12 protein-coding genes are annotated in these 13,521 nt (G+C 41.1%); 5 read left to right on the forward strand and 7 right to left on the reverse strand.

What is annotated here, in order from left to right:
* Nucleotides 1–12: 12 nt before the first annotated feature.
* A complete protein-coding gene (gene miaB, locus ACX3PU_RS00430) occupies nt 13–1,464 on the reverse strand; it encodes a tRNA (N6-isopentenyl adenosine(37)-C2)-methylthiotransferase MiaB (RefSeq protein ID WP_459082689.1) in 1,452 nt (483 codons plus the stop codon).
* A gap of 471 nt (nt 1,465–1,935) precedes the next feature.
* Complete coding sequence (locus ACX3PU_RS00435; protein WP_459082691.1) at nt 1,936–2,592, reverse strand: hypothetical protein; 657 nt, start codon at nt 2,590–2,592, stop codon at nt 1,936–1,938.
* Nucleotides 2,593–2,630: 38 nt separating this feature from the next.
* On the opposite strand from ACX3PU_RS00435, the gene ACX3PU_RS00440 reads away from it, so the two are divergent.
* The 5 genes from ACX3PU_RS00440 to ACX3PU_RS00460 all read left to right on the forward strand — a co-directional run bounded on the left by ACX3PU_RS00440 (nt 2,631) and on the right by ACX3PU_RS00460 (nt 8,671).
* Nucleotides 2,631–6,182: a DUF6443 domain-containing protein gene (locus ACX3PU_RS00440; protein ID WP_459082693.1), complete on the forward strand. Its 3,552-nt coding sequence runs from the start codon at nt 2,631–2,633 to the stop codon at nt 6,180–6,182.
* 3 nt (nt 6,183–6,185) lie between these two features.
* Complete coding sequence (locus ACX3PU_RS00445; protein ID WP_459082695.1) at nt 6,186–6,695, forward strand: hypothetical protein; 510 nt, start codon at nt 6,186–6,188, stop codon at nt 6,693–6,695.
* Between the two features lie 390 nt (nt 6,696–7,085).
* The gene (locus tag ACX3PU_RS00450) at nt 7,086–7,340 is read left to right on the forward strand and encodes a hypothetical protein (protein WP_459082697.1); all 255 of its coding nucleotides are present in this window, start codon (nt 7,086–7,088) and stop codon (nt 7,338–7,340) included.
* A gap of 6 nt (nt 7,341–7,346) precedes the next feature.
* A complete protein-coding gene (locus ACX3PU_RS00455; RefSeq protein WP_459082699.1) occupies nt 7,347–8,201 on the forward strand; it encodes an RHS repeat-associated core domain-containing protein in 855 nt (284 codons plus the stop codon).
* Between the two features lie 5 nt (nt 8,202–8,206).
* Nucleotides 8,207–8,671: a hypothetical protein gene (locus tag ACX3PU_RS00460; RefSeq protein WP_459082701.1), complete on the forward strand. Its 465-nt coding sequence runs from the start codon at nt 8,207–8,209 to the stop codon at nt 8,669–8,671.
* A gap of 137 nt (nt 8,672–8,808) precedes the next feature.
* On the opposite strand, the gene ACX3PU_RS00465 is transcribed toward ACX3PU_RS00460, so the two are convergent.
* From ACX3PU_RS00465 to ACX3PU_RS00485, 5 genes are all read right to left on the reverse strand, one after another.
* Entirely contained in the window at nt 8,809–9,168 is a 360-nt protein-coding gene (locus ACX3PU_RS00465) for a helix-turn-helix domain-containing protein (RefSeq protein WP_459082703.1), read from the reverse strand.
* Nucleotides 9,146–9,307, reverse strand: coding sequence for a hypothetical protein (locus tag ACX3PU_RS00470; RefSeq protein WP_459082705.1), 162 nt, complete (start codon nt 9,305–9,307; stop codon nt 9,146–9,148). The genes ACX3PU_RS00465 and ACX3PU_RS00470 overlap by 23 nt, the downstream gene beginning before the upstream one ends.
* A 42-nt stretch (nt 9,308–9,349) precedes the next feature.
* Nucleotides 9,350–10,549 (reverse strand): diaminopimelate decarboxylase, encoded by a 1,200-nt coding sequence (gene lysA / locus ACX3PU_RS00475; protein ID WP_459082707.1) that lies wholly within the window; start codon nt 10,547–10,549, stop codon nt 9,350–9,352.
* Nucleotides 10,550–10,665: 116 nt separating this feature from the next.
* A complete protein-coding gene (locus tag ACX3PU_RS00480) occupies nt 10,666–11,889 on the reverse strand; it encodes a 3'-5' exonuclease (protein ID WP_459082709.1) in 1,224 nt (407 codons plus the stop codon).
* 44 nt (nt 11,890–11,933) lie between these two features.
* Nucleotides 11,934–13,466, reverse strand: a complete 1,533-nt coding sequence (locus ACX3PU_RS00485) for a helicase HerA-like domain-containing protein (RefSeq protein ID WP_459082711.1) — start codon at nt 13,464–13,466, stop codon at nt 11,934–11,936.
* Nucleotides 13,467–13,521 lie beyond the last annotated feature (55 nt).

Here is a 13,521-nt window from a genome sequence, read left to right on the forward strand (position 1 = left end):
TTGCTACTGCTTTTAATTCGCAAGCTGCGCTTGCTCTTGTTTTCCTAACAACGTGCCTTGTGTATTTCCATACACATAAACCATAACTAAATCTCCTACCTTTTGACCGAGTTGTTTATCAAAGACACAAACGGCATTTTGCGTGTTGCGACCTCGCCACTGGTTTTCGTCTTTTTTCGAGGTGCCTTCAATTAGAATCTCATGGAAACGTCCTACGTATCCTTCCATTCTTTTCCTAGACAGCTCCCCTTGAAGTTTAATGATTTCGGCAAGTCTTTGCTGCTTCACATCGGCTGGAATATCGTCCTCAAGTTTTTTGTGGGCGGGAGTTCCTGGCCGTTCTGAATAGGCGAACATATACCCGTGATCGTATTCCACCTCTCTCATTAAAGAAAGAGTTTGCTCGTGATCTTCCTGCGTTTCTCCACAAAAACCAGTCATCATATCTTGCGAAAATGCAATCTCCGGAACCAGTTCCTTTGCTTTGCGAATGAGTTCCAAATACTCCTCTCGAGTGTGTTGGCGATTCATAGCTTTTAATATGGCATTGCTACCGCTTTGAACGGGTAGATGCACATATTTGCAAATATTATCGTATTTCGCAATCATCTTGAAAACTTCAATATCCATATCTTGAGGATTTGAGGTGGCAAAACGAATTCGCATTCCAGGTACTCTCTGCGCCACAAGTTCTAACAAGTGAGCAAAATCAACCGCAGTCGCTTTTTGCATGTCTGTGGCTTTCTTGAAATCTTTCTTAGGACCTCCTCCGTACCACAAGTAGCTATCCACGTTCTGACCTAACAGGGTTACTTCTTTGTATCCGTTTGCGTAAAGATCTTCACATTCTTTTAAAATGGAATGAGGATCTCTACTGCGTTCTCTCCCTCTTGTGAAAGGAACCACACAGAAGGTGCACATGTTATCACAGCCTCGAGTAATGGTTACAAAAGCGGTAACTCCGTTTCCACCCAATCGAACAGGAGAGATATCTGCATACGTTTCTTCCTTCGAAAGAATTACATTAATGGCATCGCTACCTCCTTCCGTTTCCCTCAGCAGGTTGGGTAAATCTCGGTATGCGTCTGGACCGACTACGAGATCGACCAAATTCTCTTCTTCGAGAAATTTTGTTTTAAGACGTTCCGCCATACAACCTAACACCCCCACGGTTAAACTAGGGTTCAATTTTTTCTGACGCTTAAATTGGGAGAGTCGCATTCTCACGGTTTGCTCTGCTTTTTCTCGTATAGAGCAGGTATTTAATAAAATTAAATCGGCCTCCTCTGAGTTGAGCGTGGTATTGTAGCCTTCATCTCTTAGAATAGAGGCGACAATTTCACTGTCGGAGAAGTTCATCTGACAACCATAACTCTCCAGAAAAAGCTTTTTGGTATTGCCCGATTTTTCCGCTATGGCGTAGGCTTCGCCTTGTTTTGTTTCGTCTATGTATTTTTCCTGCACAGGTTCTATAATTTAGATCTTAGCTTTATCCTCTTTCCAAGAAAGACTTGAATAAAACTAAAAGTTTGCAGGCAAAGATAGTAATTTTCTGCCAAAATGGCAGGTATAGCGAAGTGGATTTAGACCCCCAATAAAACCCTCATTAAAACGAAATGTAATCGTCTCACGACTAAACGAAATGGCTAATTTCCATTTTTAGCCTGAAATTATATTCAACTAATGAATTGGTGTAGGTAAAACATCATTCTAATTTCGTTATTTAATAACATCAATATCGCATTGGTAGCACGATTCGCGATGTTGATGATTATTCATATACGTACTTGCTATAGTATATATTTATCAATTTTAAGACACTTGCTCTGCATATCTAATATATATTCCGTAGATTTACCTTGCGTATTATCAATTTATCGGTACGCATTTAAAAACGAACCGTGAACTCCTAAGTATAAACTCAACTTAGACCCCTTAATACATGAGAACAATTTTGCTTTTTAGTGCCCTTATGGTCTCTATTTTATCCATCGCGCAGTCCAGTCCAGAGACCAGACCTGAGAGAAAGACTCTAGCGTTTGGTGTTGTTTCGTAGGTAAGGTTTATTTCTTCTATAAGATGGGTTGCGGAGTATTTTTTTATTGAGCTGATTAGGTCTACGTCATTGGACTTCGGCGTATAGGAGAACACAAGAGAGTTTTGATGGGTATCTGAGATTTTTTTAATCTGCTTGCCACCATAAACGGTTTGTTCCAACTGAGAAATGAGTCCTATAGCGGGCAAAACCAAATACGGTGTTGGTGAGCAAGTCTCGAGGCAAAATGTTCCTGTGGAACTTTGTGGGGTTCCCCATTTTGTTTGGGGTACTCCTCCGGGGGTGTAGGCTAGGCTTTGAGATTGAGAAAGTGTAGAAAGGTAGGTTTTGTCTTCATATTCAATTACGACTTCATTCAAGTTTGAGTCTATAATCCTTGTCAAATACCACGCCGTGGTATTAATTCTTACTTCCCCATGCATACCCGCATTGGTAATCCTATTTTTGGTGTTCTCCTTGGCAAAGAATTCATAAACAACACCTGTGGGAGAGGTGATTTTAAAACCCTCTTCAATTTTGTAGGCGGACTTATCCAATATCAAGCAGTACAAATATCATTTTAAAAACTAATGCCATGAGTTTAAAACGTACTTTCTTTTTGCTGTGGTTTTCATGTGGGGCTCTTTCTGCGCAGTCCTTAACACCTACGGAGAATTACATTTACGAGCGTCAGTATCTAGAACCTGTCACGGTGGAGACGCCCAATGCTAGGCAGCTGCAGAGCGTCACGTACTTCGATGGACTCGGCAGAGAAAAGCAGATAATTTCTATAAAAGCTTCCCCCCTGGGGAGGGATATCGTGACCCCTGTGGTGTACGATCCCTTTGGAAGGCAGGTTCGGGATTATTTAGGGCTCCCCCAATCGTCTACCACTAGTGGCGCGTATTATCCAACCGTACCTGAGTCTGTGGCCGCTGCGCTCTATGGCGATGAGCCTTTATACGCTGAGAAGAGACTCGAGAACTCTCCTCTAAACCGAGTACTAGAACAGGCAGCGCCCGGTGCCTCTTGGTCCCTTGCCTCAGGAAACACCCTTGAGTACGACTATGAGGCCGCACTTTTGAGCGATCAAGTAAAACGCTTTAGTACCGTGACCACCTGGAATGCAGGAGCGACCAGCACAGTACTTAAAATAGTAAGTACTAGTAGTGAGCAGCCCACTACGTTTTATAAAGACGCAGCGCTTTATAAAGACAAACAAGTGGATGAGGATGGAAACCTACGCTATGTATTCAGAGATGGCTTGGGGCAAACCCCTTTGGAGAGAAAAGTAATCGGAACAAATAACGAAGATACCTACTATGTGTATAACGAATATGATCAATTAGCCTTTGTTCTTCCTCCCCTTGCCTCTGAATCGATAAAAGGTCTTGCCGCCTCTAGCGTAGTTTATCAGTCTCTTTTGGATGAGCTTGCTTTTCAATACCGCTACGATGGCAAAGGCCGATTGGTGGAGAAGAAACTTCCTGGTAAGGGCTGGGAGTATCAGGTGTATGACCAGGCAGACCGACTTACCCTCTACCAGGATGCCAATTTGAGACTTACCGGCCACTGGCAGTTTACCAAATACGATATTTTCTCGCGCGTAGTCTACGCGGGAATAGTCTTAGGGGCGAGTCGCTCCCTGGAGCAGACTGAGCTATCCACAAGAGCTTCCAACCATGAATCCAGAGCCGCAGCGGCCTTTACCCAAAACAGTATGGACGTCTATTACACGAACGCGGCCTATCCCCTTTTGGTATCAGGCTCAAAGCTTCAGCTTGTGCAGTATTACGATACCTATCCTACGGGGAGTCCCTCTCAGCCTAGCACCATTATAAACAGTACCCAGCCTACCTTACCCCAGGTGCCTACTTCCTATACGGTAAATGGATACACTTCGATTCGAAGTACCCAGAGCCTTTTAACAGCCACCTATTTAAATACCGCCACGGAGATAAATGACTCTAGTTCCGAATGGAGTAAGGATTACTTTTACTACGATCGTTTGGCTCGGCCCATAGCCACCCACCACTATACTCCCTTAGGTGGTTACACCAAGACCGAGCATCTTTTGAGTTTCTCAGGACTTCCCCTAGAGATCCTCACGCGTCACAAACGAACAGCAAGCGATGCAGAGACCTCCCTCAAGGAGCGCAAGCTCTACGACTCCTCCAATCGCCTCACCCACCATTACCATAAGGTAGACTCGCGAGCAGAGGAGCTTCTAAGTCACTTCACTTACGATGAGGCGCAGAGGCTCTCGAGTAAAAAGGTGGGAGGCACTCTAAGTGCTCCCTTGCAGGAGGTAAACTACAGCTACAACATTCGGGGTTGGCTCACTGAGGTAAACAACCCCCAGAATCTAGGATCCGACTTGTTTGGTTTTACACTTCGGTATCAAAACCCCGTAGCGGGCACAGGGTCTTTGGCGAAGTACAACGGCAATATATCCCAGATGGATTGGAACTCTAAGAGTGCTAGTCCCCTTCTGAGGCGCTACAGCTACCGCTACGATACTGGCGATAGGCTTTTGGGGAGTTATTACTCCAAACCCGGCTCCTCAGATCTAGCCTCAGGGGCTTACGATGAGCATCTCACCTACGATTTAAATGGGAATATTAAATCTCTTACCCGCTATGGAGAGAGGGATCAGTCGCCTGCCCAGAAGATCGATCAGCTGAGTTATACCTACTCGGGAAATGCCCTCGTTAAGGTGGTCGATCAAAGTGGAAGTCCTCTAGGCTATCCTTTGGGAGGGGCTACGATCTCTTACGATGCCAATGGCAATATGACAAGTCATATCGACAAAGGCATCACTCAAATTAAATACAACCCTTTAAACCTTCCCACGAAAATCGTGGGGGACACCCTCACGACTTACACCTACTTAGCCGATGGCACCAAACTAAGAAAGACCTATGGAACTAAGACCACTGAGTACCAGGGCGCGTTTCAATATGAGGGTTCTGCCACCGCTCCCCTCTCGCAGTTTAGTAAGACCGCAGAGGGGTATTACGATTTTGTAAAAAACGCGTATATTTACCAGTACGTGGATCACTTAGGAAACATTCGGGTGAGCTACTATAAAAACAGCGCAGGCGTTCTTACCCTTCTAGAAGAAAACAATTACTATCCCTTTGGGCTAAAGCACAAAGGATACAACTCGACCTCAAGTGCTACGCCCAGCTATCACTACAAGTACAATGGCAAAGAACTGCAAGAAACAGGAATGTATGATTATGGAGCGAGATTCTATATGCCGGATATTGGACGTTGGGGTGTGGTGGATCCACTGGCGGAGAAGATGACAAGACATAGTCCTTATAATTATGCTTTTAATAATCCAATTCGTTTTATTGATCCTGATGGACGACAAGGAACAGACTGGGTTCACAATAGGCAGACCAATCAGGTTTATTGGAACAGCAGTGCAGTAAGCCAGGCAACAGCCGGAGCAAACGAAACCTATTTAGGGAAAAGCGGAACTTATTCAGGAGCAGACGGTTCTTATGTGAAGCTGGCTCCGAATGCCACATTTACCAACACATCTTTTAACCCGTCAAATATTGGATTGGGAATAAACCTCGACCCGTTAATTCAAGGTGGAGATAATGCTGCGCAAATGAGCGCTTTAGCTTTCGGAAACTCCAACGACCCAAATGCAGCAACGATAGGACCGATTCCCGATTCTCGTGGGAAAACTGATATTCAAATGCTGGTTGCAGAACACCCAATGGTTCAGGAAGCAGCATTGCTGGCTTTTACCGGAGGAACCGGAAACGCAATAAGAAGCGCATTTACAAGAGGTGCAGCAATGACAGCCGCAGAAGCTGAAGGAACCTATTCTGTATATCAAGGTTTTGATGCAGCGGGTAATTTGAGATATGCGGGAATTACAAGCCGTGACCCAGCTTTACGATTTGCGGAACACGCAGCAGCAGGCGGAGAAAAAGGTTCTTTATTTTTTAGAACAGTAAATGGCGCAACAGGAATGTATAAATCAGGAGCTCGTGTAATGGAGCAAAATCTCATTAATCAATGGGGATTACAGAGAAACGGAGGACAATTACTAAATAAAATAAATTCTATCTCTCCGGCAAAATGGGGAAATTATAGTGGAATCATTCCAAAATCAGCATATTAAATAATGGCAAAAAGAGTAATAACAAAAATAGGAGATATTTTTTCTGTAGAATTAGATAACGGAAACAAAAAATATTTTCAATATATCGCAAACGATTTAACGCAACTCAATAGCGATGTAATAAGAGCTTTTAAAAAAGAATATCCTATAAACGAACCTTCTAATTATGAAGAAATACTATCTGGAGAAATAGATTTTCACGCCCATACTATGATTAACGTGGGAGTAAAACAGAATCTTTATGTACAAGAAGGAAAAAGTATTGTCTATCCAAGTATTGATGATGTTGTTTTTAGAGATACAAACGATGCAGGACACGGACCAGAAAAACCACAGGTTTTTATTTCTGAAAATTGGTTTATTTGGAAAATAAATGATAAAGCTTTTAAAACTGTAGGAAAACTAAATGGAGAAAATCGCAATGCGGAAATTGGAATTGTAATACCACCTTTTGCAATAGTAGAGCGGATAAAGACGGGGAAATATAATTTTGTTTATCCTGATTTTGAATAGAAATAAGAACCGCCACTCAATTGAGTGGCGGTTTTGTTATATCAAACTAATTTTAGAAGCTTTAATAAAGTGGTCAACGGTTGTGAGCAAACATTCTTTTTCCTTTTCGGGAAGAACTGAGTTGTTCTCCACTCCGCTGAAGCTACGTTCCGCACAAACCAACCGCATTTTTGCCTATAATTTGAGATTATGTAAAATGCTTTCCTTTGTTCCGTTTTTTTAAAAAACTCCACAGCAACCGCTGTTAGCCAACGCTTCCCCGAATCTTTCCAGCTCCGAAAAATACCTTTTTTGCCAACGCTTCACCACCCGAATCAAGGAAAAATGCGCCAACGCTTTTTACGTCTCCGAAACAAAGTTTTGTCTGTAAAACAACGAAAATATTGAAATATGGATAAAGCCAAAGCTGAAATCCCACCGCTATTTTACCCACATTTTAACATTTTACAACAACAGCGACAGCGAGAAAACGGAAGTTTATTTTTTTCAATTGAAAATAAAAAATGTGGCGGAAAAAATCTACAGAAATTTATTTTTTCAACTGAAAAAGAAACATTACTTTTGAAAAAGCGAGCAAGCGTAGAAGTTAGCAGTGTAAAGCCTCGCACGAGAAAAACCTTGAGTAGGCAAATCTCAAAAAGTTGAGCGGGATTGTACAACTACAAGTACAATGGCAAGGAACTTCAAGAAACAGGGATGTATGACTACGGAGCGAGATACTATATGCCGGATATTGGGAGATGGGGAGTGGTGGATCCGTTGGCGGAAGATGCACCAGCTTGGTCTCCATACAATGCAATGTGGAATAATCCTATAAGATTTGTTGACCCAGACGGAAGATGGGCTGTTGAACATATAGACGTTGAGAAAAACAAAGACGGAACTTATACGGTTGTGGGTGGTCAAGCCAACGCAGACAAGAATATTTATGTAGTAGATAAGCAAGGAAACCAAACAGGAGAAGTTGTAGGGCAAATGCTTACAGAATATTCTTTCCATTATGATGACGGTAGCGCTGTTACAGGTGCAAATATCAATCTAAATGACCAGTCAGGACAGAATTTCTTTAATAACGAAATCAAAAACGTTGGATTGTTTGATTATATGGGTAACGCTCAAGGTGGCGAACCTCTTGACTTTAAAACTAATAATATACCCAAAGGACTAACATTAGAACAAGAAAGTCAATATCATTATCGAGGAATGTCGTTTGAAGGTAAAATAGCATCGGCAAGGGATATTGGTAATTATTCAGCAGGTTATGTGGCTGGAAAGCACGGTCAAGGTTGGATAGCTTCTAGAATAGCTTTTGATGCACTTGAAACTAAACAAAATTATAAAACTTGGAATGTATTTAAGTGGAGAAGTTGGAAAACAGAAGGACAACCAACTCAACAAGCGGAGCGAGCTGGTCATAATGCAGGCTATCCGATTTATAAACAACGACAGTTTGAAAAACAATGGCAAAAAGCAACTAATCCGTGGCCAATAGGACCGAAATACTAAGAGTTATGAAAAAGATATTTGTAATATTAGGATTTGTGTTTCTCTTTCTCTTAGTAATGAATAGTTGTAAATCTGATGGCGTGAGATCTTTTTATTGTCTTTCTGGAGACAAGTGTGTTACTGTTTTGAAATCTGACAATGAAAATATATACATCATATATGGTATGTATAAAAATAGAGAAAAGCCATCTGATAACTATATTAAGATGTCAAACAACAGATACAGTAATATACATATGATATTGTCAAAAGATGGTAAGCTTCTTATTGATATTGACAAAAATGCGACAATTGTTAAACAATCTTCTAATGACTTAATAGAACTTTATAAAGAAAATAAAGTTTTGAATGATAGTTTGTATACTTATTTTGATGGCAAATATAATAGGTATAAAAAAGAAGTTGACTTTATAAGTATCAATATTCAAGAAAACTATGCTACAGATAAGAATGGTAAAAAGCTAAAATAAAACACGACAGTTCAAAGTATAAAAAAAACGCCAGGCTTCCAGCTTGGCGTTTTTGTTTTATGAAGTATCAGATAAGTGGTAAAAGTACCTTATAAGTTGTATGGTTAAATTTTTATTAAATAAAATTTACAATGCAGCTACATTTTGTTGAAGAAGTCTTTAAATTTCTTTTTAGTAAGCATTGTTTCAATCAATCCGAAAATAATAGATTTATCTTTTTCGTCAAGTTCGGCAATTAGTCGCACCTGTTCGTTTGCGGTTTTATCTTCGAGGGTTATCTCGGTAGGTACTTCATTATCCATATGTACAATTTGGTCAATGGTAATGCCGTAAAATTTAGCCAGCTTATCCAACAACTCAACGGAAGCTTCACGCTGTCCGTTTTCTATCTTGCTGTAATGCCAAATCCCTAAACCTACTTCGGTGGCTACTTCTTTTTGAAGTAGCCACTCAATGAGTGGCTTTGGTGTTTTTTTAAGCTTTACGGATAAAATCAAGAATTTTTTCTTTGTCTTCCTTGTGAAGTGAATCCAATTTAATAGAATTTTGATATTTGTAATTATAAGGATTAAAATCCTTATCGCCTTTTTTGAGTTCCTTGTAAATAAACTTTCCGGAACCATCACCTTTGGCCATTACAACATGGCATTCACTAACTTTGACAAGTCTAGTTTCTTTTTAAAACACTTCAATTTGATTGGTCAGCAAATCTTCGAATACTTCTCTCTTGCGAATCAAAACAGGCTTTCCTTCATACACCATAACCTCAGCCGGTTTCAGTCTGGAATTAAAATTGGAACTCATTTCAAAGCCGTAAGCGCCTGCATTTCTAAAAACAACAATGTCCGTTTCTCGTACTTCATTGATTTTGCGGTCCCAAGCAAATGTATCCGTTTCGCAAATATTCCCCACCACTGTATAAATCCTTTCAGGTCCTGAAGGATTCGACAAATTCTCTATTTCATGATAGGAATCGTAAAACATAGGTCTTATGAGATGATTGAATCCGGAATTTACACCCACAAAAACCGTTGCTGTCGTTTGCTTGATTACGCTAGCGCTCACGAGAAAATGTCCGGATCCACTCACTAAGTACTTTCCGGGTTCAAACCAAAGTTCGAAGGATTTCCCTCTTGTTTTATGGAAAGAAGCCATCGCTTCTTCTACGCTTTTCCCTAGAGCCTTTACATCGGTTTCCATATCTGATTCCTGGTAGGGCACTTTAAAACCACTCCCCATATCGAAGTACTTTAAATTCGGAAATCGATCGGCAAGTTCAAACATAATGTCGAGTTGTTGCAAAAACACAGCAGGGTCTTTGATTTCGCTTCCCGTGTGCATATGCAATCCTTCAACTAAAATTTTAGTAGATTCGACAATTCTTTCTATATGACGTATTTGGTGGATAGAAATCCCAAATTTGGAATCAATATGCCCCGTGGAAATCTTATAATTACCGCCCGCAAAAATATGCGGATTGATACGGACAAATATCGGGTAACTCCCTCCGTACTTGTTCCCAAATTGCTCTAGGATAGATATGTTATCAATATTAATATGGACGTTTAGAGCCATCGCCTCTTCAATTTCTTTCAGATCGACACAATTGGGCGTAAAAAGAATGCGGTCAGAGGAAAAACCTGCCTTTACTCCAAGTTTCACTTCATTAATAGAAACACAGTCTAAATTCGCTCCTAAACTCTCAATGTATTTAAGAATATTTATATTGCTTAACGCCTTCGCAGCATAAAAGAATTTAGTCTTGCTTGAAAAAGAAGTCCGAAGTTTTTCGAACTGGATTTTAATCTGCTCTAGATCGTATACATAAAGTGGAGTCGAGAATTCTTCTGCGATCGCCAAAAGCGCTTGGTTTGTCATAACTAATAAGATTAAGAAGGCAGGTTCGCTAGAGCCTGCCTTAAGTCAAAAAGACGAATAATGGGGTCAAAATTAGGCGATAGGGTCGAGAAATACAACAAATTGCCTCTATATTATCACTTAGGAAGAGGCTCTAGTCGAATTTCTCGTTTGAGCAGTGACAATTTCATTTCGTTTTGAAGATCTGCGGAACATTCTTTGACAGGAATCCTGCGTTTTTCTAACTTCTCATGAGACTTAAGTACAGTATGAAACTCGTAAAATCCATAAAATTTAATTTTGCCCTGCTCAACGATATAGAATGTGTATTCTTGAGAATTGCGACCGGCTGAAGTCCATATCCCGTCCTTCTCTTTTAAATCGAGGACGTTCTTAAGTTCTTCTTTCGACTTAAACTCGGGATTGCTTCGAATGTAACTTAAGGCTTTAAGGCCTTGGGTAAAGGACTTGAACTTCAATAGGGGGACGCCGGAAGAACTTGTTGCAATTCTTTCCACTTCTAGCGATCCAGACTTTTCATAGAGTCCGTAGGTAAGCGATTCCTTTTTCTTAATCCCTCTGCTTTGCATCATTAGTTTGGCTAAAAGTGCACTTGCGGTAAGTTCATAATGAATATGAGTGGTCTCCTGCTGCAGAGACTGGTAGCGTTTCGCTTTTGAATTGAACACGATTTTGGCGAACTTATTGAGATCTTCCACATAGTCCGAGAATAAAATTGCTCCCGACTCGTTCTGAAAATAAATAAGCCCCTTTTCACTCGGAACATCTTGAGTTAATTGCTTGATCTTGTTTACATACGTTTTTGCATTCGCCTCCTCGAACTGCTGCTGAATAATTTGAAGCTCTGTGTCTTTAGAAATCAAAAGCTTAAACAAATCAAGCGTGGCCCTTGCATCTCCTGCTGCGCGGTGCGCATCCGTCAGGGGAATCCCTAAGGACTTCACTAGTTTGCCTAAGGAATAACTCTCAGCCTCGGGAATTAGCTTTTTGGCAAGTGGAATTGTATCTAATGTATTGATCTTGTAATCATACCCTAGACGTTTAAATTCTTGACGTAGCATTCGATAATCGAAATCAATATTATGCCCCACGAGGGTCGTACCTTCCGTGATTTCCACAACACGACGTGCAAGTTCATGGAATTTGGGGGCTGTTTTCACCATTTTTGATGTGATGCCTGTTAAGCGCTGTACAAAAGGAGTGATCTCCTTAGGTGAATTCACGAGCGAACTGAATTGATCTACAATTCGATGTCCATCGTATTTGTATATGGCGATATCGATGATGCATTCTTTCCTAAATTCTCCGCCGTTACCTTCTATGTCTATAATTGAATACATTGCACTCTACTTATGCCCTAAGGCAATACCTTGATTGTTTTTAATTATCTTTTCCTTCCTCCTAGCCCAAGCATGCCCAAAACAAACTTAGCTCCTTCCCGAGCTAAGGTAGTGGTAAAGGTTCGCCCCGCTCTACTTTTCATTACACTCTCCAAAACACCAGGTTCTGGTTTTGGACTTCGCGTGGTTTTTCTTACCTCTGGCTCCGCCGCTTCCACCGCTTTTTCCATTCGCTTGGTGAGAAGTTCGGAAGCCGATTCTTTGTTTAAGGTTTGCTCGTATTTTCTTACGAGCGAAGAATTTGAAGTGAGCTCGGTCACTTCACTTTCATTTAGTACATCCATTCGGGATTCCGGTGAGATCAAATAAGTATGCACAAGAGGAGTTGGGATTCCCTTTTCATCCAGTGCCGTCACAAATGCCTCTCCAATTCCAAGATTTTGTATCAGTTGTCCCGCATCGTAAAATTCCGTGATGGGATAATTTTCAACCGCTTTGTTAATCTCCTTCCTGTCTTTTGCCGTAAAGCCCCGAAGTGCGTGCTGAATTTTCATCCCTAATTGAGACAAAACTTCTTGAGGCACATCGCCCGGAATTTGAGTAATAAAATAAATTCCGACTCCTTTTGAGCGAATTAGCTTTACCATGGATTCAATCTGCGAAAGTAAGGCTTTTGACGCTTCTTTGAAAATAAGGTGCGCTTCATCTATAAATAAAACCAGTTTCGGTTTTCCAGAATCTCCCTCTTCAGGGAATGTCATGTAGATTTCAGCAAACAGAGAAAGCATAAAGGTGGAAAACAGCATGGGTCTGCTTTGAATGTCCGCCACTCGTAAAATATTTACAACCCCCTTCCCGTCTCGGGTTTGGAGAAGATCCTGAACATCAAAACTCGGCTCGCCAAACAATTCGCCTGCTCCTTGCTGCTCTAGAGCCACAATGCTTCTTAAAATGGCCCCTAGCGAGGCAGAGGATATCGAACCGTAATCGGCAGATACTTCCACTTTGCCCTCAGGTGTGCTTGTCACGTATTGCAATACTTTCTTTAAATCGTCTAAATCGATAAGGGGCAGACCCTTGTCGTCACAATACTTAAAAACGATAGACATAATGGAAGTCTGTGTATCGTTTAGATCTAATATTTTGGAAAGAAGTAAGGGCCCAAATTCGGTCACGGTCGCTCTAAGTTTCACTCCTTTCTCACCCGATATACTTAAAAGCTCCACAGGAAAGGACTGGGCATTCCACTCTAAGAGTGTTTTTCCGTACCGGTCGTTAATAATATCGTTCCTCTCTCCACTTTGCGCAATTCCGGAAAAATCTCCTTTAATATCCAATACTAAACTCGGAACTCCTAAATGCGATAATTGCTCTGCGAACACTTGGACCGTTTTGGTCTTCCCTGTCCCTGTTGCTCCTGCGATTAAACCGTGTCGGTTGATAGTCTTTAAGGGTAAGCTAACGCTTACCTCGGGAACCACTTGGGTATCCAGCATTCCTTTTCCCAAAATAATATGCTCGTTCTTGGGGCTATACCGCTTTTGAAGCTCCTCTATGAATTTAGTTCGATCTGCCATAATTCACTGATGTTTCTTTGTTTTGGTTAAATTTAGGATATTTTGCGAAAAGAAT

Source organism: Chryseobacterium sp. A301 (assembly GCF_054489425.1).